A 20,358-nucleotide genomic window follows, 5' to 3' on the forward strand; every position below is an offset into this window, starting at 1 on the left:
ACGTGCTCTGTGGTGCACAACAGCGGGTGCGGATCCGCTATTCCGGCCGCGGGAAGGGAACTGTCAGCCGGCGGCGGACGGGCGGATGGCCCAGCTGAACGCGGTGGCGGCCGGTTCCTTGTACTCGAGGGCGATGCATCCGTCGTAACCGAGCTCGCGGCTGCGGGCGATCCAGCTGCCGAGGGGAAGCCCCCCGGTACCGGGAGCCCCACGGCCAGGGCTGTCGGCGATCTGGATGTGGCCGAAGTCCTTGGCGTGCTGTTCGATGACGGCGGCGACGTCGTCACCGTTGACCGAGAGATGATAAAAATCGGCGAGGAGCCGGAGGTTCTCCGCGCCGGCCTCCTGCCGGACCAGCGAAATGACCCGGAGGGCATCATCTGCCCGGAGCAGCGGGTAGCGCGGGGCGCCGCTGACCGGTTCGAGCAGCACCGTACCGCCGATGCGGGCCACGGCTGCGGCCGCGGCGGCGAGATTCCGGACGGCCAGCTCGTCCTGGGCTTCCGGAGCAATCCCGTCCTGGCGGTTGCCGTAGAGGGCGTTGAACGCGGTGCAGCCGAGCCGCCCGCCGATGCCCGCCACCGCGTCGGCGTTGTCCCGGAACTCGCTGGAACGGCCCGGCCAGGACACCAGCCCCCGGTCCCCGGCCGGCATGTCGCCGGCGTAGAAATTCAGGCCGGCCAGCCGGACGCCTGCATCGGTGATGGCCCGCTCGAAGTCGGTGACCTCGGCGTCACCGGGAACGGAGCCGGCGAAGGGCCACCAGAACTCCACGGCGTCAAAGCCGGCGGCCTTCGCCGCGGCGGGCCGCTCAAGCAGAGGCAACTCGGTCAACAGGATGGAGCAGTTCACGGAATACATTCCACGCACCCGTCGCTACCCTTTCGAGGGGTCCTTGCGGGCCGCCAGGCCCACCAGAGCCCCGACGCCGATCCCGATCAGGAGGCCGGTGAACGGCTTGTCGGCGGTGGCGACGCCGATGGCAAAGCCGAGGGCTGCGCCGATCAGCATGCCGATCCACAGGGATTCGTATTTCACCCCCTCAGGCTAGCAAGCCCGGCAAACACCGGTGCGCTTATAGTCGGATCATGGAACAGCGAATCTTAGGCAAGACCGGACGGAACGTCTCCATCGTTGGATTGGGGACCTGGCAGCTGGGCTCGGACTGGGGCGCCGTGGACCCCGCGCAGGCGCAGGCCATCCTGGCCGCGTCCGCGGAGGCCGGGGTCACGTTCTTCGACACCGCGGACGTGTACGGCGACGGCCGCAGCGAGCAGGCCGTCGGCGTGTTCCTGGCGGCCAACCCGGGCCTGGAGATCACAGTGGCCACCAAAATGGGGCGCCGGGCCGAGCAGCAGCCGCAAAACTACAACCTCGCCAACTTCCGCGAGTGGACCGACCGGTCGCGGCGCAACCTCGGCGTCGAGCAGTTGGACCTGGTCCAGCTGCACTGCCCGCCCACCGCCGTGTACAGCAGCGCTGAAGTCTACGACGCCCTGGATACGCTCGTGGCCGACGGTGCCATCGGCAACTACGGCGTCAGCGTCGAACGGACCGCCGAAGCCCTTGAAGCCATCCGCCACGAGGGCACGGCGACGGTGCAGATCATCCTGAATGCCTTCCGGCTCAAACCGCTGGATGAGGTGCTGCCCGCAGCGCAGGCAGCCGGCGTCGGCATCATCGCCCGCGTACCGCTAGCCTCGGGGCTGTTTTCCGGCAAGTACACCGCGGACACATCCTTCGCGGCGGATGACCACCGGAACTACAACCGCACCGGCTCGGCGTTCGACGTCGGGGAGACCTTCTCCGGCGTGGACTTCACGCAGGGACTGGCAGCGGTAGCCGAGTTCGAAGAACTAGTGCCCGACGGCGTCAGCACCGCCCAGGCGGCCATCGCCTGGATCACGGCCCAGGATGGCGTCAGCACGGTGATCCCCGGCGCGCGGAACCCGCAGCAGGCCCGCGCCAACGCCGAAGCGGCGGGGGCCAGCGGCATCGACGCCACGTTCGACGTCGGCGTCCACGAAATCTATGACCGCCACTTCCGCTCCGCCATCCACCCCCGCTGGTAGCGCCTACGTTGTGGTTGGCATGCCGGCCGTCACCGAAGGCGGGTACCAAAGGCGTCCGCCTTCAACGCGGGCGAAGGACGTCAGGGTGTGGGGCTTGGCGGAGGCCACCGTCATGATGTCCAGCACCGCTACGTTCCGCACCAGCAACGAGTCGCCGATCAGCGACCGGTGGCAGCGCCACGGGACGGCTTCCGCGCACATGATGGCCGCATCGCTGCTCCGCCCCCGTTCCAGCAGCTCACCGACGGCGGCGGCAAACTCTTCGGTCTGCATATAGTCCGCGTAGCCCCGGAACGACGCGTTTCGCCAGGCGCCGTTGGGACTGTCTTTACTGGTACGCCGCAGGCCGCCCAGGGAAGCCATCCGGCGGTAGGTGATCCCGCTGGCCCGCACGCTCGCCGCGAGCGAGTCCTCGTTGAACTGCGGATTGTGCCGTGACTTCGGAACGGTGCGCACATCGATCAGCTTGTTAACGCCGTGGGCCTGGAGCAGGCCGAGAAATTCGTCGATGGGATGAGTGGAGTGCCCCACCGTGAAGATGGTCATGTCCGTCATGCCACCAATAATAGGGGGAAGGGGGGCCGGTGCCTGCGGCACAGCGGCCCGGATAGTCTGACTGACCTGCGAGCAGAAGGGAACCGGCGGAACATGACGGCATCCTCGATCGAAGGGTTCGTTGAGCGGCTCGCCGCGGTGGAGACCGGGCCGGCATGCCACAACTTTTTCGACCACACTGCACCCGGAAACGCCGAGCGGCGGCGGAACCTGGCGATCTACCTGCAGGAACTGCGGGACCGCTCCCCGCAGGTGCTGCTGGTGGGTGAAGCCCCCGGCTTTCGCGGCATGAGAATTACCGGCGTTCCCTTCACCAACAGGACCATGTTCGGGGGTCCCCCGAACAGCCTGGGGATCTTCGGGCCGGAACAGGGCTACGGGCTTCCGGCCGATGCCCCAGGCGTCGCGGCTGAGCCGACAGCCACCGTGATGTGGGAGGTGCTGGCCGAACTCGACTTCCTCCCCCTGCTTTGGAGCGCCTGCCCCTGGCACACCTACCAGCCCGGCAGGCCGCTGTCCAACCGCACCCCGGCGGCCGCCGAAGCCGCCCTCGGAACTTCCTTCTGGCAGGAGCTGGTCGGGATCTTTCAGATCGAGACCGTGGTGGCCGTGGGGAATGTGGCCCACCGCAGCCTGCAGCGGAGCGGCCTGGAGGCACCGAAAATTAGGCATCCTGCCCATGGCGGCCGGTCCGGTTTCAAACGGGGACTTGAACAGCTGCTCGCCGCCGGCGTCGCGCAATGAAGTCCCGGGGCCGTATCTGCCGCAGGTGCGTCCGGTAACCGCAGTGCCCTGCACGTTAGTGTGGGAAGAGACCCACCCTCGGACGAAAGGCAATGTCATGAGTGATCCGAACGAACCCGGCACCGACCCCGCAGACCTGCGCGGTCCCGGCGACCCGGACGCCGTCGAAGTCCGCCAGCCGCACGCCGAACCCGGTCAGGCCGGGAACATCCGCGAGGACCAGCTGACCCAGGCCGCCGGGACGGTGCCGGCCGCCTATGTCGGTTCCGGCGCTCCGGAGGCGGAGGACAAACCGGAAGACGCCGCCGACGCCGGTACCTGGGATGACCAGATCTGACCGGCCGCCGCTGTGCGGAACCGTTGTTTCATAGCTCCCGCACAGCTGGACTGGTTAGCTTAGGCACCTATGGACGAGACCACCCCGCAGCAGCGCAGAAGCCGTCCCGGCAGTAGCGGTCTGACCCGACGGCCGCGCACCCGGGCGTTCCGCCGCGCCCGGGCAGCACTGCTGGCGGTTTGCGCCGCCGTCCTGGCTGTGGCGCTCGGTGTCGGCATTCACTCGGCCACGCAGTCCCGGCCTGCAGACTCCGGGCGGGCCGGTGCCCCGTCAGGCGGTGGAACGGGCAGCCCCGCGTCCGTGCCGGCGTCGGATGTGGCGGCCGTGGATCCGGCGCTGGACGCCCGGATCGACGCCATCATCGACGGCGCCAGCGACTACGAGATCGGCGTCGCACTCCTTGACCTGTCGGACGGAGGGCAGACGGCCGGAGCCGTGCATAACTACGGTGTGGACGGGGCCTTCGTCGCCGCGAGCACAGCCAAGGTTCTGGCCGCCGAGGCGTACTACCATCTGGTGGAAACCGGAGAGGCCTCGCTCGATGATCCGCTGGGGGCCTACACCGCGGGCTTCCAGCTGCAGGAAATGATCCAGCAAAGCGACAACGACTCCTGGTCACTGATCATGGACGCCGTGGGCCACGAGGAGCTGACGGAGTATGCCGCCTCGATGGGCGTGGACTACAAGCCCGAAGGCAACGAGCTCACCCCCGCGGGCATGGCCCGGATCCTCGCCGGACTCTACTCGGGAACGCTGCTGGAACCGGCCAACACCGCCCAGCTGCTGGGCTATATGCAGAACACCAACGACGAGACCCTTATCCCGGCGGCCACACCTCCCGGCATCGCCGTGTTCCACAAGTACGGTCTGCTGGAGGGGGAGCTGCACGACGCCGGCATCCTCACCCGGGACGGTACCGCCTTCGCCCTGGTGGTTTACACCAAAGGCGAGGACCTCAGCAGCGTCCCGGAACGGACCGGCGTCATCCACGAGGTGACGGAGGCCGTCGTCGAAGCCCTGTTCTAAGGTCAGGTGCTTCGGCGGCACGGCCTCCGTCGCCAGCTCGGGACGGGGGAGTTACTTCGCCAGGAACTTCAGCAGCAGCTCGTTGACCTCGGCGGCGTGGGTCCACAGCATGCCGTGCGGGGCGCCCTCGATTTCCACATATTCGGCACCGGGCAGCGCCTTGGTGAACTGCCGCCCGGTGGTGTCGATCGGGAGGATGTTGTCTGCGGTGCCGTGGACGATCAGCGCCGGGACGTCGATCTTGGGGATGTCGGCGCGGAAGTCCGTGAGCCAGCTGGGCTGCGCGGCGGCGGACGCGGTGGGGCCCCCGGAGGTTGCCAGGTTCCAGCCCGCACGCATGACTTCCTCACTGAGCCGGGGGGTGCCCAGGAAGGTGTCGCTGTTGTAGAAATTCTTGAAGAACTCGGTGAAGAAGGCGTACCGGTCGGCGGTCACGGCTTCATACAGACCGTCGAACATGGACTGCGGAACGCCGGCAGGGTTGTCGTCGGTCTGCAGCAGGTAGGGCTCCAGCGAGCCGAGGAACACAGTCTTCTCCACCCGGGCCGACCCGTAGGTGCCCAGATACCGGCCTACTTCGCCGGTTCCCATCGAGAAGCCCACCAGCACGGCCTCGTTCAGGTCCAGGGTGGTGAGCAGGGTGTCGAGGTCCGCGGCGAAGGTGTCGAAGTCGTAGCCGTCCGTGGGCTTGCTGGACTGGCCGAAGCCGCGGCGGTCGTAAGTGATGACGCGGTACCCGGCGCCCAGCAGGGCAGTGGTTTGCTTCTCCCAGGACGATCCGTCCAGCGGATAACCGTGGATCAGAACCACGGGCTGCCCTGCTCCGTGGTCTTCGTAGTAGAGCTCGATGTCGGTGCTGTTCTCGGTTCCAACCTTGATGTAAGCCATATAAGCAGTCCTCTCGGTACGGTACGGTTCGGAAGTCAGGTGGTGCGGGAGCGGCCCAGCGGTGTTGCCGCTGGATGGTGCCGCTGTACGGAACCAACGCCGGCCGGCAACGTGGTGTTCCCGGCAATTCCCATCCACATACCCCAGGGGGTATAGTTGAGGGGACGAACCTACCCAAGGAGAACCAGATGTGCCGACAGGTTGCATGCAAGAAGTGCGGTAAGACCACCTGGGCTGGCTGCGGCCAGCACGTTGACCAGGTCATGCGGGGCGTCAAGAGCGCCGACCGCTGCAAGGGCCACGAGGGTGAAGTCGCCACCAAGACCGGCTTCTTCGCCAAGATCTTCGGCCGCTAACACCGGTTCCCGACTGCCAAAGCCCCCGCTGCACGTATTGCAGCGGGGGCTTTGGACGTTGTCCAGCCCGAGCGGACCGGCTAGCTCAGCAGCGCCTTCGACACCACGGCCGTCAGGTCGTGGATCAGGGCCAGGCGTTCCTCGCTTTCGTTGTCCTCGCCCCAGGTGTAGATGGCCAGCGCGTAGGAGCGCTCGCCGGAGCTCAGGAGCGCCGCGTCGTGGACGTACCCCTCCACCTCGCCGTATTTGTGCTGCACGTTGACCTCCGGCCCGACGGCAGCGGGAATGAGCCGTTCGTTGTTGGTCTGCTGCATGTAGCCCAGCAGTTCCGCGGTGTGCTCCTCATTCAGCAGTTTGCCGGTGGAGAGCTGCTGGAGCAGTCCCGCCATTTCAGCCGGTGTCAGCAGGTTCTCTTCGGGGTCATAACTGATGCCGATCGAGGCGGCGTACTCAATCAGTGTGGGGTAGCCGATGTCCTGCATCAGCAGCAGCCAGGCGTCGTTGCTGCTGGCGTTGACCATGGCCTTGACCTGGAATGCGGCGTCGTAGCTCCCCAGCGGCACGTCCAGCGACTTCTGGCCCGTCTCCACCAGGTGGTAGTAGGCGGCCGCAGTGATGATTTTTGACGTGCTCGCCGCTACGAATTCGGATGCGTCGCCGTAGCTGCGCGTTTCCCCGCCGTGGGTGTCCAGCAGGGCGACGCCCACCCGGTAGCCGGAGTTCCGGGCAAGGATCCGCCGGATCTCGGCGTCGAGGTCGACGGCGGCTTCCGGGGCCTGCTCCGACGGTTCCGCGGCCGCGGGCTGCTCCCGCGGTCTCTGCGGACCGGCCAGGAAATCCCTCGCCGGAACCGGCCCGGTCTGGACGACGCCGAGAATCACCACACCGAGCAACACGAGGACCGTCACCACCCAGACCAGGACCGCCCGGGAGTTGCGGGATTTTGCGGCCGGGCGGGGTGGTCCCGAGGAGTTCATGGCGCAGGACCTTCCGGGTCAAACACAGGGGGTGGTTTCCTGCAATGTATGCCGGGCCGCTGGGCATGTCCACGCACCGCGCGGGTCAACGCAAAGGTGAGGGCAATCTCGCAGGCCGGGTCATCACAACAGCGCTGGCCCACCGCGCCCGTCCCGCTAGGCTGTCAGCTATGCCGAGCACAATCACTGTCAGCCTGCCGGACGCCGGCCTGCGGGAATACCTTCAGCCCCACCCCGGCGTCACCATCCTCGAATGGGACCTGACCGGGGACCCGCCCCGGCCCCGCCTCGACATCGTGGTTCCGCCCTACCTGGGCGGACCGGCCGTCCTGCGCGGTCTGGATGCCGTGGAGACCGCGCTGGTGCAGAGCCAGTTGATCGGGTACGACGGCGTGGACGAGTTCCTGCCCGCCGGCCGGGTCTTCGCCAACGCCGCCACCGTCCATGAAACCTCCACCGCCGAACTGGCCCTCGCCCTGGTCCTCGCCAGCCAGCGCGAGCTCCCGCGGCTGCTGCGCAACCAGCAGGCCGGCCGCTGGGAGGCCCGCCCCACCGCCAGCCTCGCGGACCAGCGCGTGCTGATCGTGGGCTATGGCGGCGTCGGCAAAGCCATCGAGGACCGGCTGCTGCCGTTCGAAACCACCGTGACCCGGGTGGCCCGCACGGCACGGACCGATGCCCGCGGCCCCGTCCACGGCATCGACGAACTGCACAGCCTCCTCCCGGAGCACGGCATCGTGATCGTGGTGGTGCCGCTCAGCGACGCCACCTGGCACCTGATCGACGACGCCTTCCTTGCCGCCATGCCCGACGGCGCCCTGCTGGTCAACATGGCCCGCGGCCCGGTCGCGGACACCGCTGCCCTGGTCAAGCACACCGCCGCCGGCCGGATCCGCGCGGCGCTGGATGTCACCGACCCCGAGCCGCTGCCGCAGGACCACCCGCTGTGGACCACCCCCGGGGTCATCATCAGCCCGCACGTCGGCGGAGCCAGCGCGGCCATGCGTCCGCGGATGGGGAAGTTGCTGCAACGCCAGATCGAGCTCATGCTCGCGGGCGAACCGCCGGTGAACGTGGTGCTGGGCGGCTGAACCGCCGCGGGGTGGATGTACTCAAAGAGTTCGAGGCGGCCGTGACCGTCCGGCGGCGATGCCGGCATTCTCACGGCTGATGTTCATGCCCTTCACGCCACCGAGCCGGCCCGGTCCAGGTCCCGCGTCGACGGGCTGCGCGCCACCATATAATTTGAGCATGCCAATCACGCGCCTTGACCGAGGCAACTTCGTCCAGCCGAACGCCCTCAAGCCATCCGGAAGTGAGCTGTGAGCGGCGGTCTCGTCGCCCTGCTGGACGACATCGCAGCCCTGGCCCGGATTGCGGCCGCCTCGGTGGACGATGTCGCAGCCGGAGCGGCCAAGGCGGGGGCCAAGGCCGCGGGCGTGGTCATTGACGACGCCGCCGTCACGCCGCAGTACGTGTCCGGGGCGGACCCGTCCCGCGAACTGCCGATGATCAAGCGGATCTTCTGGGGCTCGTTGCGAAACAAACTTTTGATCATCCTGCCGGCGCTGCTGCTCATCAGCGCCTTTATCCCGGGGGTCATTCCGTTCATCCTTATGCTGGGCGGCACCTACCTCTGCTATGAGGGTGCCGAGAAGGTCTGGCACAAGCTCCGCGGCCACCACGAGGCCGATGAAGAGACGCCGGCGGTCGACCGGGGCCCGGAGGCGGAGGCCAAGGTCACCAAGGGCGCGATCACTACGGACTTCATCCTCTCCTGCGAGATCATGGTCATCGCGATGAACGAGGTGTCCGCCGAGTCACTGTGGGTCCGGGCGGTCATCCTGGTGGTTGTGGCGCTCGTGATCACGGTGGCCGTGTACGGCGCCGTCGCACTTATTGTCAAAATGGACGACATCGGCCTGCACCTGACCACCAAGGAGTCCGCGGGCTCCCAGCGCTTCGGCGAGCTGCTCGTCAAGGGGATGCCCGCCGTGCTGTCCGCCATCACCCTGATCGGGACGGTCGCTATGCTGTGGGTGGGCGGTCACATCATGCTGCAGGGGGCCTACGACCTCGGCTGGCACCTGCTGTATGACCTGGTCCACGTCCTCGAAGCTCCTTTCGCCGGCATTCCGGTGGTGGGCGGCTTCCTGGCCTGGCTCGTGAACACCCTGTGCTCGGCCGTCCTTGGTCTCGCCTGGGGCCTCGTCGTCATGGCTATCCTGCACCCGCTGCTCAAAGTACTGCCGTTCGGCAAGAAGGAGGGCGGGCACGACGAGGGCGACGTCCGCGCCGCCGTCGACTAAGATCCAACCCGGATCCGCCCTGAGAGGAACCGGTTCCGCTCCCAGCATCCCGACGTAAACTGACCTTCGAATCACTCTGCGTGACACGTGGCTTGGAGTACGGATGCTCTGGAAACTGCTCCTCGAATACCTGAGGCCGCAGCGGCGGCTGCTGCTCGCCGTCGTCGTCTTCCAGCTGGCGCAATCCATCGCCTCGCTGTACCTGCCCACCCTGAACGCGGACATCATCGACCAGGGCGTGGCGCGGGGGGACACGGACTACATCCTGCGCACCGGCGGCGTGATGCTGCTGGTGACCCTCCTGCAAATCATCTGCGCCATCGCCGCCGTGTACTTCGGCGCGAAGGCCGCGATGGCGCTGGGCCGGGACGTGCGCGGCGCGATCTTCAGCCGGGTGGCGGCCTTCTCCGAACAGGAAGTAACCCGCTTCGGCGCACCAAGCCTGATCACCCGCTCCACCAACGACGTGCAGCAAGTCCAGCAGCTGGTGCTCATGTCCGCCACGCTCATGGTCACCGCGCCCATGCTCAGCGTCGGCGGGGTGATCATGGCGATCCGGCAGGACGTGCAGCTGTCCTGGCTGATCGCTGTCAGCGTTCCGGTGCTGCTGGTGGCGGTGGGGCTGATCATCATCCGGATGGTGCCGCTGTTCCGGCTCATGCAGACCCGGATCGACACCGTGAACCGGGTGCTCCGCGAACAGCTCACCGGCATCCGCGTGGTCCGCGCCTTCGTTCGCGAAGACATCGAAACCGCCCGGTTCGCCCGGGCCAACGAGGACGTCACGGACACCGCCCTGCGCGCCGGCCGGCTGATGGCCCTCGCCTTCCCCGCCGTCATGCTGGTGCTGAACGTCTCGTCCGTGGCGGTGATCTGGTTCGGCGCGTTCCGGATCCAGGACGGGTCCATGCAGGTGGGCACCATGATCGCGTTTCTGAGTTACCTCATGCAGATCCTGATGTCCGTCATGATGGCCACCTTCATGGCCATCATGATCCCCCGCGCCGCCGTCTCCGCCGACCGGATCGGCCAGGTGCTGGGCACCGAATCCAGCGTCCGGCCGCCGGAGCACCCGCTGGACTTCTCCGGCCGGACCGGCCGCGGCGAACTCGAAATGCGCGACGTCGGATTCGCCTACCCGGGTGCCGAGCAGCCAGTCCTCGCCGGCATCAGCTTCACCGCCCGCGCCGGGCAGACCACCGCGATCATCGGCGCCACAGGCTCCGGCAAGACCACCCTGGTCAACCTCATGCCGCGCCTGTTCGACGCCACCTCCGGCGCGGTGCGGATCGACGGCGTGGACGTCCGGGAACTGCACCCGGACCTGCTCTGGGGCCACATCGGCCTGGTCCCGCAAAAGCCCTACCTGTTCTCCGGCACGGTCCGCAGCAACCTGCTCTACGGCAAACCCGACGCCACCGAGGACGAACTCTGGCAGGCGCTCGCGATTGCCCAGGCGGAGGATTTCGTCCGGGAAATGGAGGGCGGACTCGACGCGCCCATTTCCCAGGGTGGCACCAACGTCTCCGGCGGGCAGCGGCAGCGGATCGCGATCGCCCGGGCCCTGGTGAAACGGCCCGAACTTTACATCTTTGACGACTCGTTCTCCTCGCTGGACACCGCCACGGACGCCCGGCTGCGGCAGGCACTGCAGCGGCACACGGCCGGCGCCACCCTGGTGATCATCGCCCAGCGGGTGTCCAGCATCGTGGACGCGGACCAGATTTTGGTGCTCGACGACGGCAGGATCGTGGCGCTCGGTTCGCACGAGGAGCTGTTGGAGGCCTCGGAGACGTACCAGGAGATTGTGAATTCCCAGCTCGCAGCGGAGGAGGCGGCATGAGCGCTCCGCACCGCGCCGGCCCGCAGGCCGCAGCCGACGGGCAGGCCCGCGGCGGGGCCGGGGCACCCGGCGGGGCTCCCGCCGTCGAACGCATTCCCCGTCCGCGCGGCGGCCCCGGCCACGGCGGACCGTTCGCGGGGATGAACGTGCCCGCGGAGAAGGCGATGAACTTCGGCCCGTCCGCCAAAAGGCTGCTGGGCCAGCTCCGGCCCGAGCGGCTCTGGCTGATGCTGGTCCTGGCGCTCGCGGTGGTGAGCGTTGCGTTCTCCGTGATCGGGCCGCGGCTGCTCGGGGAGGGCACCAACCTGATCTTCGCCGGCGTCGTATCCAAACAACTCCCCGCCGGGGTGGGCAAGGAGCAGCTGATCACCCAGTTGCGCGCCGCCGGGGAGGGCCAGAAAGCGGACATGCTCAGCGCCATGACGCTGACGCCGGGCATCGGAATCGACTTCGGCGCGCTGTCCAGCGTGCTGTTGTGGGCGCTGGTGCTGTACGTGCTGGCGTCGGCGTTCAGCTGGGTGCAGGCGTATGTGCTCAACGGCGTGGTGCAGCGCACCGTGTTCCGGCTGCGTGAGCGGATCGAGGCCAAAATCAACCGGCTCCCGCTGCGCTACTTTGACTCGGTGCAGCGCGGTGAGCTGCTCAGCCGGGTCACCAACGACGTTGACAACATTTCCCAGAGCCTGCAGCAGTCCATCAGCCAGGCGGTCACCTCGCTGCTGACCGTGCTGGGGGTGCTGGTGATGATGTTCATCCTCTCGCCCACGCTGGCGCTCATTGCGCTGGTCACCATTCCGCTGACGCTGGTGACCACCGCGCTGATCGCCAAGCGCTCGCAGAAGCTGTTCGTGGCGCAGTGGAAGCACACCGGGGAACTGAACGGCCAGATCGAGGAGACCTACACCGGGCACGCGCTGGTGAAGGTGTTCGGCCGGCAGCGTGAGGTGGAGGAGCGGTTCCGGCAGAAGAACGCGGAGCTGTACCAGGCCAGCTTCGGCGCGCAGTTCATTTCCGGGCTGATCATGCCGGCCATGACGTTCATCGGGAACCTTGTCTATGTGGGGATCGCCGTGGTGGGCGGGCTGCAGGTGGCGTCCGGGGCCATGCAGCTTGGCGATGTGCAGGCGTTCATCCAGTACGCGCGCCAGTTCACCCAGCCGCTGGCCCAGTTGGGCTCGATGGCGAACCTGCTGCAGTCCGGGGTGGCCTCGGCGGAGCGGGTGTTCGAGCTGCTGGACACCGAGGAGCAATCGGCCGATCCTGTTCCCGGGGCCGCGCCGGAGTCCAAGCGCGGACGGCTCGTGTTCGAAAACGTGTCCTTTGCCTACACGCCGGATAAGCCGCTGATTTCCGAGCTGAGCCTCGTGGCCGAGCCCGGGCAGACCGTGGCGATTGTCGGCCCGACCGGGGCCGGGAAGACCACGCTGGTGAACCTGATGATGCGGTTCTACGAACTCGATGCCGGGAGAATCACGCTCGACGGCGTTGACGTCACCGCGATGACCCGCAACGAGCTGCGCTCGCGGATGGGCATGGTGCTGCAGGATACGTGGCTGTTCGGCGGCACCATCCGGGACAACATCGCCTACGGCCGGCCCTCTGCCTCGGAGGCGGAGATCCTTGAGGCGGCGAAGGCGACGTACGTGGACCGGTTCGTCCGGTCCCTGCCGGAGGGATACGACACCGTGCTCGACGACGAGGGCGCCAACGTGTCCGCAGGGGAGAAGCAGCTGCTGACGATTGCCCGGGCGTTCCTGGCCCGCCCGTCGGTGCTGATCCTGGACGAGGCAACCAGCTCGGTGGACACCCGCACCGAGGTGCTGGTACAGAAGGCGATGAGTGCGCTGCGCTCGGACCGGACCAGCTTCGTGATCGCGCACCGGCTCTCCACCATCCGCGACGCCGACCTCATCCTGGTGATGGAGGCCGGCCAGATCGTGGAGCAGGGGACGCATGCCTCGTTGTTGGAGGCGGGCGGGGCGTATGCCGCATTGTATGAGGCGCAGTTCGCGGCGCCGGTGGCGGAGGTATAGGGAGCGCTGGCAAGCCGCCCGGTCGTGCCGGGCCCACATCCGGCCACCCTCTCGCGTCTGAAAGACGGGCATTACGAGTCCGACGTAGGGTAAATTGTCGGCAAAACCGGAAAGCCTCGTCAGAGATTGATTCTGTCTGGCAAAGCTGGAAATGCGGGAAGCGCGGACGCGCTCCTCACCTCTCGAAGGATGGAAGAACGCCCGATGCCTGCTGCCACCCGGAACGCGCCGGACCGTACTGCCAGGCTCGGGTTTGCTTTCATCGGAGTGCTGCTCATCGCCGTCAACCTTCGGGTGTCCTTCGTCAGCGTGGGACCGGTGCTCGGGAACATCAGCAGCGACCTTGGGCTATCCAGTGCCGCGGCAGGGTTCCTGACAGGCCTTCCACTCGTTGCTTTCGCCGTGTTCTCGCCCCTCGCGCCCGGCTTCGCTTCGCGCCTGGGCCTGGACCGGGCGCTGTGGATGTCCCTGCTGATCCTCGCGTCGGGCATCGTGCTTCGGTCCCTGCCCTTGCCCGGCGTCATCTGGGCCGGCACCGCACTGATCGGTTTGGCTATCGCCTTTCTCAATGTCCTGGTGCCTTCCCTGGTAAAGCGTGACTTTCCGCTGAGAGTCAGCCAGGTCACCGGAGGCTACACCGCAACGCAGGCCGCCTTCGCCGCGATCGGGGCGGCCGTCGTCGTACCCGTGGCGCAAACGTCCCCGGCGGGGTGGCGCCTTGCCCTCGGAATCTGGGTGGGGCTGGCTCTCATCGCCATGGCCGTGCTCCTGCCCTGGCTGCGCCGGCACAGGTCTAGCACCGCTCACGCGGCGACGCCGGAGGTCGCCCACCGGTCGCCCTGGTCCTCGGCCCTGGGCTGGCAGGTGACCGTCTTCATGGGGCTGCAATCGATCGCCTTCTATGTCCTGATGGCCTGGCTGCCCACTATCGAACAAAGCCAGGGGGTTCCCGCCACGACTGCAGGCATCCACCTGGCCATATTCCTGCTCATCAGCGTGTTCGCCAGCCTTGCCGCAGGAGGCATTCTCCACCGCGGTTCGGACCAACGGCTTGTATCGTTCACGAGCGGTGCGCTCACGTTCGTAACGTTTCTTGGGCTGGCACTGGCGCCGGAACTCGTGCTGCTGTGGGTCCTTCTCGGGGCCATCGGGTGTGGGAGCCTCATTGTCATCGCCCTGTCCCTGTTCAGCCTCCGGACCGTGAATTACCCGCAGGCAGCATCCCTGTCCGGCATGGCGCAGTCCGTCGGCTACGGTCTCGCCGCGGTGGGGCCGGTCTTGTTCGGTGGGCTTCGCGACGTGAGCGGAGGCTGGACGCTCCCGCTTCTGGTCACCGCCGGAATTATGGCGGTTCTCGCCGTCACGGGTCTGCTGGTTGGACGTGACCGGGTGATCAGCGCTTCAGCGTGACATGGCCGTCAGCGGCATGTGAGGATCAGCCGGGGGAGTGTCTCCAGGGAGCCCCCTGAAGGGGCATCTTGCCTTACCTCGGCTCAGCAAGAACAGGAAGATCGCCCCGGCCCGAAATACCGTACCGATGTGCCGACACGACGCCGCCGCCCCCACCCCGGCAGCTCGGACGACCATCGTTTTTCGGGACCGCGATCTTGGCTGTGCCGGCCGCGCTTTTGCCCTGGGCGATCCCGGACGCCCGCAGCGCCGGGGCGGAGGCCCGGGAGCACCTCACCACGTGCTCCGTGTGACCATGCCCTCCAACGGTTCATGTCTCGAAACCGTGGCTGTCGGTTCCGCAGGATCTGCCAAGAGTTCCCCCACCAACCCACGAAACCGTCCAATCACCCGTTGATGCCCGGCAGACTTGTCCCGTCTCCCAGCGATCCCACCCGGCACTCAATCTAGGGACTTATGAAATTACGTTCTACCCGCGCGACCGCAGTGGTTTTCGGTCTCCTGCTCTCACTGTCCGGCAGCCTCCTCGGCGCTAGCGCCTCTACTGCAGCACCGGTCAAAGCCGGGATGCCGTCATCCGCCTACTCGGACACCTTCGCGAAGAAGACCCATAATCTTATCAACGCCGAACGCGCCAAAGTTGGTGCCCGGCCGCTGGCCTGGAACCAGCGGATCGCTAACGTATCGCAGGACTGGGCGAACCGCCTCGGAGTCGCTACCAAGGACCCCGGATTCGACTTTGGCAAAATCCACCGTCCGGACGCCGGCGGCTCCCTGATACCTTCCGGCGCCACAATGTACCGCGAGATCGTGGGCTTCAACTCCACCCCAGAGCAGATCGTCGCCTGGTGGATGAGCTCCCCCTCGCACAAGGCTGCAATGCTGGATTCACGACTCACTGATGACGGGATCGGCTATGTTGTACCGACCTCCGGGCCGTACCGGGGCTGGCACCTGGTGGTTTCCAACCTGGCAGCCTACTCGACGACGGTCAGCCCGGCCGTTCCGGCCAAGGCGCCTCTCTCGCCCATAGCGGCCAAGGCCGCCTCGTACCGCGGCGGTCTGGGCCGCGCCACCAGCGCAGAAGTTTCCGGGCTCAAAAACCGCGGCTCCTACCAGTGCTTCGCGGTCGGTTGCATCCTGTACTCACCGGCCAGCGGCGCCCGGCTGACAAAGGGCGCCATCCGCTCGGCGTGGGCTAAGACGGGTTTCGAAAACGGTATCCTCGGCTACCCCGTCACCGACGAGGTCACCGGGCTCCGGAGCGGCGGCGTGTACCAGAACTACCAGAACGGGGCCATCATCTGGTCCCCCAGAACAGGCGGCTTTGTATCCTTCGGCGGGATCCGCTCCCTTTGGGCTAAGACCGGTTTCGAGAACGGCCGGCTCGGATACCCGACCAGCAACGAGTACGTTACCGGCCGGGGAGGAGCCGTCGCCCAAAATTACCAGGGCGGCGTAATCCACTGGAGTCCAACCGGCTCGCGGGTCACCTACAAATAGACCCGCCCACAAGCACCCCTTGCGCATTCCCGCGTTGGGGGTGCTTGGCGTATCACGGCACTACTGGAGGTCGGTCCGTCGAGCAACAACCCCTCGCATAGAACATGTCGAGCGGCTCGTATTTGGTGGTCAACTGGCCCTCGGTGTGGCCTGACCGATGATTTTTCCGCGCCGTGCTGGTCTGTACAACCAATACCGGCTCACGGGAGACTGGCGCCATGCGCAAACTGACCTTCGGCATGAACGTGAGTCTGGACGGTTACATCGCCGCGCCCGGCGACGACCTCGGCTGGAGCGTACCGAGCGACGAGCTGTTCCAATGGTGGTCGGACCGGGTGGGGGCGACGGGCCTGGCGCTGTACGGGCGCAAACTGTGGGAGACGATGAGCTCACACTGGCCGACCGCCGACGGGCAGCCTGGTGCCACACCGGCGCACATCGAGTTCGCGCGCCGCTGGCGGGACATGCCGAAGGTGGTGTTCTCCTCGACGAGAAGCACGGTCGACTGGAATACCCGCCTGGTCACCAGCGACGCGGTCACCGAGATCGCCCGGCTCAAGGCCGACGACGGCGGCCCCATGGACATCGGCGGTGCCACACTTGCCGCGGCGGCCATGCGCGCCGGGCTGATCGACGAGTACGTGATCGTCACCCATCCGGTCTTGGTAGGCGGCGGCACGCCGTTCTTCACAGCCCTCGACAGCTGGGTGGACCTGAGCCTGGTGGAGACGCGGACGTTTCCCGACGGTGTGGTCCTTACCAGGTACGAGACCAGGAGCTGAGTGGCCGACGTCGGATCAGCGCGGGCTTCGGGCCAACCATGGATCTCGTGGCGCTGTGTTCCCTCATCGGTAGGCTAAGCCCATGACGCTGGGGGACGCGGCGCAGCCGCAGGCAGTTCAGTCACAAAGAGTGGTCCTGGATGCCTACGCGTTCATCAAGGGCTGGCTCATCGCCACCACGCTCTGGGTGGGCGTGCTACTTCTCCTAGTGGCGGCAGGCTATGGCGTGCCAGCCGTGCTGGACGGCACCGCCGCCGGCCATGTATGGGGCCTTTTGGGAATGGCTATTCTGTATGGCTTCGGAGTTTCCCTGGTGGTCGCGGCACCACTGGCCTGGGTGTTGGCCTATTGCTTGCGCCCGGTCCGGCATCAATGGATCCACATCGGAGCCTTTTTCGCAGTGCCTAGCCTTGTGTTCTGGCTGCTGGGAGACCTCCTGGGCCTCGGCTGGCAGCCGTGGCTATTGCTCCCATGGGCCACCGTTGGCGCAGCGGCAGCCATCGGCCGTTGGGCAGTCTGCAAAGACGTTGCTGCCTCGCATTCTGCAGCTGATCCATCCTGACCGCCCGCGGTGCGATCCACAACGGGCGGGCTATGCAGACGACTTTGGACATTCTGTACGGTCGATTTCGGACCTTTCATGGTTGGTCTCAAGCAGCAAGTTGTTGCAGCTGCCGGAAAATGGTCCGGCGAGGTGCCGCTTCAGGACACCCTTGATAGCCGGACAAGGCTGACACTGCCCACGGAATGCGGCCGCGTGGGGGCGGTTCATGCCCGGCCGGGACCAACGGCTCTGTCCTCTTTGCCTGTCCCGGCGCATCGTGCATTCAAGCCCGCCTTGGGTGTTATGGAGTTTTGGGGAGGTCCCATGTCCAGTTCCGCTTCCGGCGCGCAGCCCCCGGCCATGGACCCTGCAGGGTCACGGAGGGGGGTCAGGGCGCTGCTGGTGTGCGGAATTGTGTCCTCGCTGCTCTGGCCGGTGACCAGCGAGGTGCTGGCGGCGTTGCTTTACAAGGACTACAGCTCTTTTGCCCAGACCATCAGCGAGCTGACCTCGATCGGTGCACCGACCAGGACGGCCCTTATCGTGGAGGGTTTCTTTTACGAGGGGCTGATCATCGCGTTTGGTATCGGTGTCTGGCAGTCAGCCCGGGGAAAGACCGCGCTGCGTGTGACCGGTTCCCTTTTCATCGCCTATGGGGCAGTGGGGCCGTTGTGGCTTCCGTTCCCGATGACCGCGCGCGTTGACATCATGCCGACGGCCGCGTTCGCGGTCACGGACGTCATGCACCTCATCCTGGGGGCTGTGGACGCTTTGCTGTATGTGGCGATTCTAGGATTCGGGGCTGCTGCCCTGGGCAAGGGGTTTCGTGTCTATTCGATCCTGACACTCGTCGTCGTCCTCGTCTTCGGCGCTTGGACAAATTCGTTTGTCCCCCTGGTTGCCGCCGGCCAACCAACTCCCTGGTTAGGGGTGGTCGAACGCGTCATGATCGGGGCGTTCCTGCTCTGGGTGGTGGTTCTGGCCCTCCTCCTTCTGCGACGAAGCAGCCAGTCCCCCGGGCACCCTGAACCCGGTCAGGCACCCCCGAAGCCGGTCCGCCATGGGTTGGCGGAATCCGGATGAGCGGACCGTACCGCATCGACACGCACCAGCACATCGTTCCGCCGGGCTACGCGCGCTGGATGCACGAAATGGGTATCCGCCCTGGTGGGGTGGACCTGCCGCCCTGGTCGGAGCGCTTGGCGTTGAAGTTCATGGACAAGCATGGCGTGCAGACCGGGATTCTGTCCTTGTCCACCCCCGGCGTGTACTTCGGGGACGCGGCGGAGACGCGGCGGTGGGCGCGGGAGGTCAATGAGTTCAGCGCGGAGGTGGTGGCCGCACGGCCCGAGCGGTTCGGGTTCTTCGCGACCCTTACCCTGCCGGACGTGGAGGGCGCCCTGGCGGAAGCCCGGTACGCCCTGGACGCGCTGCATGCGGACGGGATTGTGCTGCTGGCTAACAATGACGGCCGCTACTTGGGCGACCCGGACTTTGAGCCTCTGCTGGCGTTCCTGCATCACCGCCGGGCCGTCGTGTTCGTTCACCCGGGTGAACTGCCCGCACCGGGGGTTCCGGGCGTACCGGCCTTTGCCGCGGATTTCCTGCTCGACACCACCCGTACGGCGCTCAGCCTGATCCTCGCCGGTGCGATGGAGAAATACCCGGGAATCAGGTTCATCCTGGCCCACGCGGGCGGCTTCGTACCGTTCATCGCCTACCGGATCCTGCTGGCAATGCTCACCACCAAGGACCTGGCGCTGAGCGCATTGGCGGCGCTGACGGACAAGAACCAGTCCGTCCTGCGGCGGTTCTATTATGACGTCGCCTTATCCGCGACCCCGTCGGCGCTGCCAAGTCTGCTGGAGGTCGCCGACCCGGGCCGCATCACGTATGGAACTGACTTTCCGTTCGCCCCCCCGGCGGCGGTCGATTTCCTGACCGCGCAGTACGAGAGTTACCCGCTGGAGCTTTCCCTGCGCGCGGGGATAGACCGCGGCAATGCCGAGGCGCTGTTTCCCCGTCTCGGGGGACGATAAGGGCTATGCGGCGTCTCTGCCCGGGTGGGGTTGTCCATCGGCCGGTGTTTTCCGCGGGTCGTGATGGGGCTGATGCGCGAAAAGTAGGGGCCGACGTTCCGGCCGCACACACGTTTCTGATGCGTCTTCTCGTGGGCACTGGGCTGGTTAGCCTTCGGTCGAAGCAGTAGGAGTCGCTGTATTTTTCCGGGTAAGGTGACCCCCCCCTGCGGGCCAGTCCCGGCTGCCCGCAGGGGGTTGGGTTTCAGTATCCGGTGCTGCGTCCGCCGGTGAGGACCTCTGCCGTGCCGGACAGCCCCAGCCGGGTGGCGCCCGCCGCGATCATCGCCTGCGCTGCGGCCCAGTCCCGGATGCCGCCGGATGCTTTGACCCCAAGACGCGGCGCCACCGTCCGTGCCATCAGTTCAACTGCGTGCACCGTGGCTCCGCCGTCCGGGTGGAAACCCGTGGAGGTCTTGACGAAGTCGGCACCGCTGTTTTCGGCGGCGGCGCAGCTGCGCACGATCTGCTCGTCCGTCAGCGCCGCCGTTTCGAGGATGACCTTGAGGACCGTGGGTGCCGGGACGGCCTCGCGGACGGCCGCGATGTCGCGTTCGACGGCGTCGAAGTCACCGGACCGGACCGCTCCGACGTCGATCACCATGTCGATCTCGTGGGCGCCGTTGCTCACCGCTTCAGCCGCTTCGGCGGCTTTGACGCTGCTGTGGTGCTTGCCGGACGGGAACCCGCACACGGCTGTGATCCGGGTGCCCGTGCCGGCCAGGGGCAGCATCGACGGCGAAACGCACACTGAGTACGCGCCCAGCCGGGTGGCTTCAGCGGCCGCGTGCTCCGCCTCGGCCCTGGTTCCCGTGGAGTGCAGGAAGGTGTGGTCCACCATCGCGGCCAGGCCGGCCGCTTTCAGTTCAGTCATGATTCTCCTTGGAAGTGCGGGGAAGGT

Annotated in this window: 21 protein-coding genes; 15 read left to right on the forward strand and 6 right to left on the reverse strand. The window is 66.8% G+C overall.

Going from position 1 to position 20,358, the window contains the following annotated elements; genetic code table 11:
* Window positions 1–63: 63 nt before the first annotated feature.
* Window positions 64–861 (reverse strand): hydroxypyruvate isomerase family protein, encoded by a 798-nt coding sequence (locus tag RCH15_RS08525; protein ID WP_326960140.1) that lies wholly within the window; start codon window positions 859–861, stop codon window positions 64–66.
* 15 nt (window positions 862–876) lie between these two features.
* Window positions 877–1,038: a hypothetical protein gene (locus tag RCH15_RS08530; RefSeq protein WP_326959994.1), complete on the reverse strand. Its 162-nt coding sequence runs from the start codon at window positions 1,036–1,038 to the stop codon at window positions 877–879.
* A 50-nt stretch (window positions 1,039–1,088) separates the two neighbouring features.
* On the opposite strand from RCH15_RS08530, the gene RCH15_RS08535 reads away from it, so the two are divergent.
* Entirely contained in the window at window positions 1,089–2,072 is a 984-nt protein-coding gene (locus tag RCH15_RS08535; protein ID WP_326959996.1) for an aldo/keto reductase, read from the forward strand.
* 3 nt (window positions 2,073–2,075) lie between these two features.
* Here the strand turns inward: RCH15_RS08535 and RCH15_RS08540 are convergent, their stop codons facing one another.
* Window positions 2,076–2,627, reverse strand: coding sequence for a DUF488 domain-containing protein (locus RCH15_RS08540; protein ID WP_326959997.1), 552 nt, complete (start codon window positions 2,625–2,627; stop codon window positions 2,076–2,078).
* A gap of 93 nt (window positions 2,628–2,720) precedes the next feature.
* On the opposite strand from RCH15_RS08540, the gene RCH15_RS08545 reads away from it, so the two are divergent.
* The 3 genes from RCH15_RS08545 to RCH15_RS08555 all read left to right on the forward strand — a co-directional run bounded on the left by RCH15_RS08545 (window position 2,721) and on the right by RCH15_RS08555 (window position 4,734).
* Window positions 2,721–3,371 carry a uracil-DNA glycosylase gene (locus RCH15_RS08545; RefSeq protein WP_326959999.1) on the forward strand — a complete coding sequence of 217 codons (651 nt, stop codon included), beginning with the start codon at window positions 2,721–2,723 and terminating at the stop codon, window positions 3,369–3,371.
* A 97-nt stretch (window positions 3,372–3,468) separates the two neighbouring features.
* Window positions 3,469–3,708 (forward strand): hypothetical protein, encoded by a 240-nt coding sequence (locus RCH15_RS08550; protein ID WP_326960001.1) that lies wholly within the window; start codon window positions 3,469–3,471, stop codon window positions 3,706–3,708.
* 69 nt (window positions 3,709–3,777) lie between these two features.
* Window positions 3,778–4,734, forward strand: a complete 957-nt coding sequence (locus tag RCH15_RS08555; protein WP_326960003.1) for a serine hydrolase — start codon at window positions 3,778–3,780, stop codon at window positions 4,732–4,734.
* Window positions 4,735–4,785: 51 nt separating this feature from the next.
* Here RCH15_RS08555 and RCH15_RS08560 read toward each other — a convergent pair whose 3' ends face one another.
* Window positions 4,786–5,622 (reverse strand): alpha/beta fold hydrolase, encoded by an 837-nt coding sequence (locus RCH15_RS08560; protein WP_326960005.1) that lies wholly within the window; start codon window positions 5,620–5,622, stop codon window positions 4,786–4,788.
* A gap of 188 nt (window positions 5,623–5,810) precedes the next feature.
* Between RCH15_RS08560 and RCH15_RS08565 the strand changes: the two genes are divergently transcribed.
* Window positions 5,811–5,978, forward strand: a complete 168-nt coding sequence (locus RCH15_RS08565) for a hypothetical protein (RefSeq protein ID WP_326960007.1) — start codon at window positions 5,811–5,813, stop codon at window positions 5,976–5,978.
* Window positions 5,979–6,058: 80 nt separating this feature from the next.
* On the opposite strand, the gene RCH15_RS08570 is transcribed toward RCH15_RS08565, so the two are convergent.
* Window positions 6,059–6,955 carry a serine hydrolase gene (locus RCH15_RS08570; protein WP_326960009.1) on the reverse strand — a complete coding sequence of 299 codons (897 nt, stop codon included), beginning with the start codon at window positions 6,953–6,955 and terminating at the stop codon, window positions 6,059–6,061.
* A gap of 170 nt (window positions 6,956–7,125) precedes the next feature.
* Between RCH15_RS08570 and RCH15_RS08575 the strand changes: the two genes are divergently transcribed.
* The 10 genes from RCH15_RS08575 to RCH15_RS08620 all read left to right on the forward strand — a co-directional run bounded on the left by RCH15_RS08575 (window position 7,126) and on the right by RCH15_RS08620 (window position 19,418).
* Window positions 7,126–8,046 (forward strand): 2-hydroxyacid dehydrogenase, encoded by a 921-nt coding sequence (locus RCH15_RS08575; RefSeq protein ID WP_326960011.1) that lies wholly within the window; start codon window positions 7,126–7,128, stop codon window positions 8,044–8,046.
* Window positions 8,047–8,277: 231 nt separating this feature from the next.
* Complete coding sequence (locus RCH15_RS08580) at window positions 8,278–9,264, forward strand: DUF808 domain-containing protein (protein WP_326960013.1); 987 nt, start codon at window positions 8,278–8,280, stop codon at window positions 9,262–9,264.
* Window positions 9,265–9,367: 103 nt separating this feature from the next.
* Window positions 9,368–11,107 (forward strand): ABC transporter ATP-binding protein, encoded by a 1,740-nt coding sequence (locus RCH15_RS08585; RefSeq protein ID WP_326960015.1) that lies wholly within the window; start codon window positions 9,368–9,370, stop codon window positions 11,105–11,107.
* Window positions 11,104–13,140, forward strand: coding sequence for an ABC transporter ATP-binding protein (locus RCH15_RS08590; protein WP_326960017.1), 2,037 nt, complete (start codon window positions 11,104–11,106; stop codon window positions 13,138–13,140). Before RCH15_RS08585 ends, RCH15_RS08590 begins: the two co-directional genes overlap by 4 nt.
* Window positions 13,141–13,344: 204 nt before the next feature.
* Entirely contained in the window at window positions 13,345–14,550 is a 1,206-nt protein-coding gene (locus RCH15_RS08595; protein WP_326960019.1) for an MFS transporter, read from the forward strand.
* 456 nt (window positions 14,551–15,006) lie between these two features.
* The gene (locus RCH15_RS08600) at window positions 15,007–16,053 is read left to right on the forward strand and encodes a CAP domain-containing protein (protein ID WP_326960021.1); all 1,047 of its coding nucleotides are present in this window, start codon (window positions 15,007–15,009) and stop codon (window positions 16,051–16,053) included.
* A gap of 218 nt (window positions 16,054–16,271) precedes the next feature.
* Window positions 16,272–16,835: a dihydrofolate reductase family protein gene (locus RCH15_RS08605; protein WP_326960023.1), complete on the forward strand. Its 564-nt coding sequence runs from the start codon at window positions 16,272–16,274 to the stop codon at window positions 16,833–16,835.
* 82 nt (window positions 16,836–16,917) lie between these two features.
* Entirely contained in the window at window positions 16,918–17,397 is a 480-nt protein-coding gene (locus RCH15_RS08610; RefSeq protein WP_326960025.1) for a hypothetical protein, read from the forward strand.
* 306 nt (window positions 17,398–17,703) lie between these two features.
* Window positions 17,704–18,462: a DUF998 domain-containing protein gene (locus RCH15_RS08615; protein ID WP_326960027.1), complete on the forward strand. Its 759-nt coding sequence runs from the start codon at window positions 17,704–17,706 to the stop codon at window positions 18,460–18,462.
* Window positions 18,459–19,418 carry an amidohydrolase family protein gene (locus RCH15_RS08620; RefSeq protein ID WP_326960029.1) on the forward strand — a complete coding sequence of 320 codons (960 nt, stop codon included), beginning with the start codon at window positions 18,459–18,461 and terminating at the stop codon, window positions 19,416–19,418. The genes RCH15_RS08615 and RCH15_RS08620 overlap by 4 nt, the downstream gene beginning before the upstream one ends.
* 244 nt (window positions 19,419–19,662) lie before the next feature.
* On the opposite strand, the gene deoC is transcribed toward RCH15_RS08620, so the two are convergent.
* On the reverse strand, window positions 19,663–20,331 hold the full coding sequence (gene deoC, locus RCH15_RS08625) for a deoxyribose-phosphate aldolase (RefSeq protein WP_326960031.1): 669 nt from the start codon (window positions 20,329–20,331) through the stop codon (window positions 19,663–19,665).
* Between the last annotated feature and the right edge of the window lie 27 nt (window positions 20,332–20,358).

Source organism: Arthrobacter sp. MP_M4 (assembly GCF_035984855.1).
Taxonomy (GTDB): Bacteria; Actinomycetota; Actinomycetes; order Actinomycetales; family Micrococcaceae; genus Arthrobacter.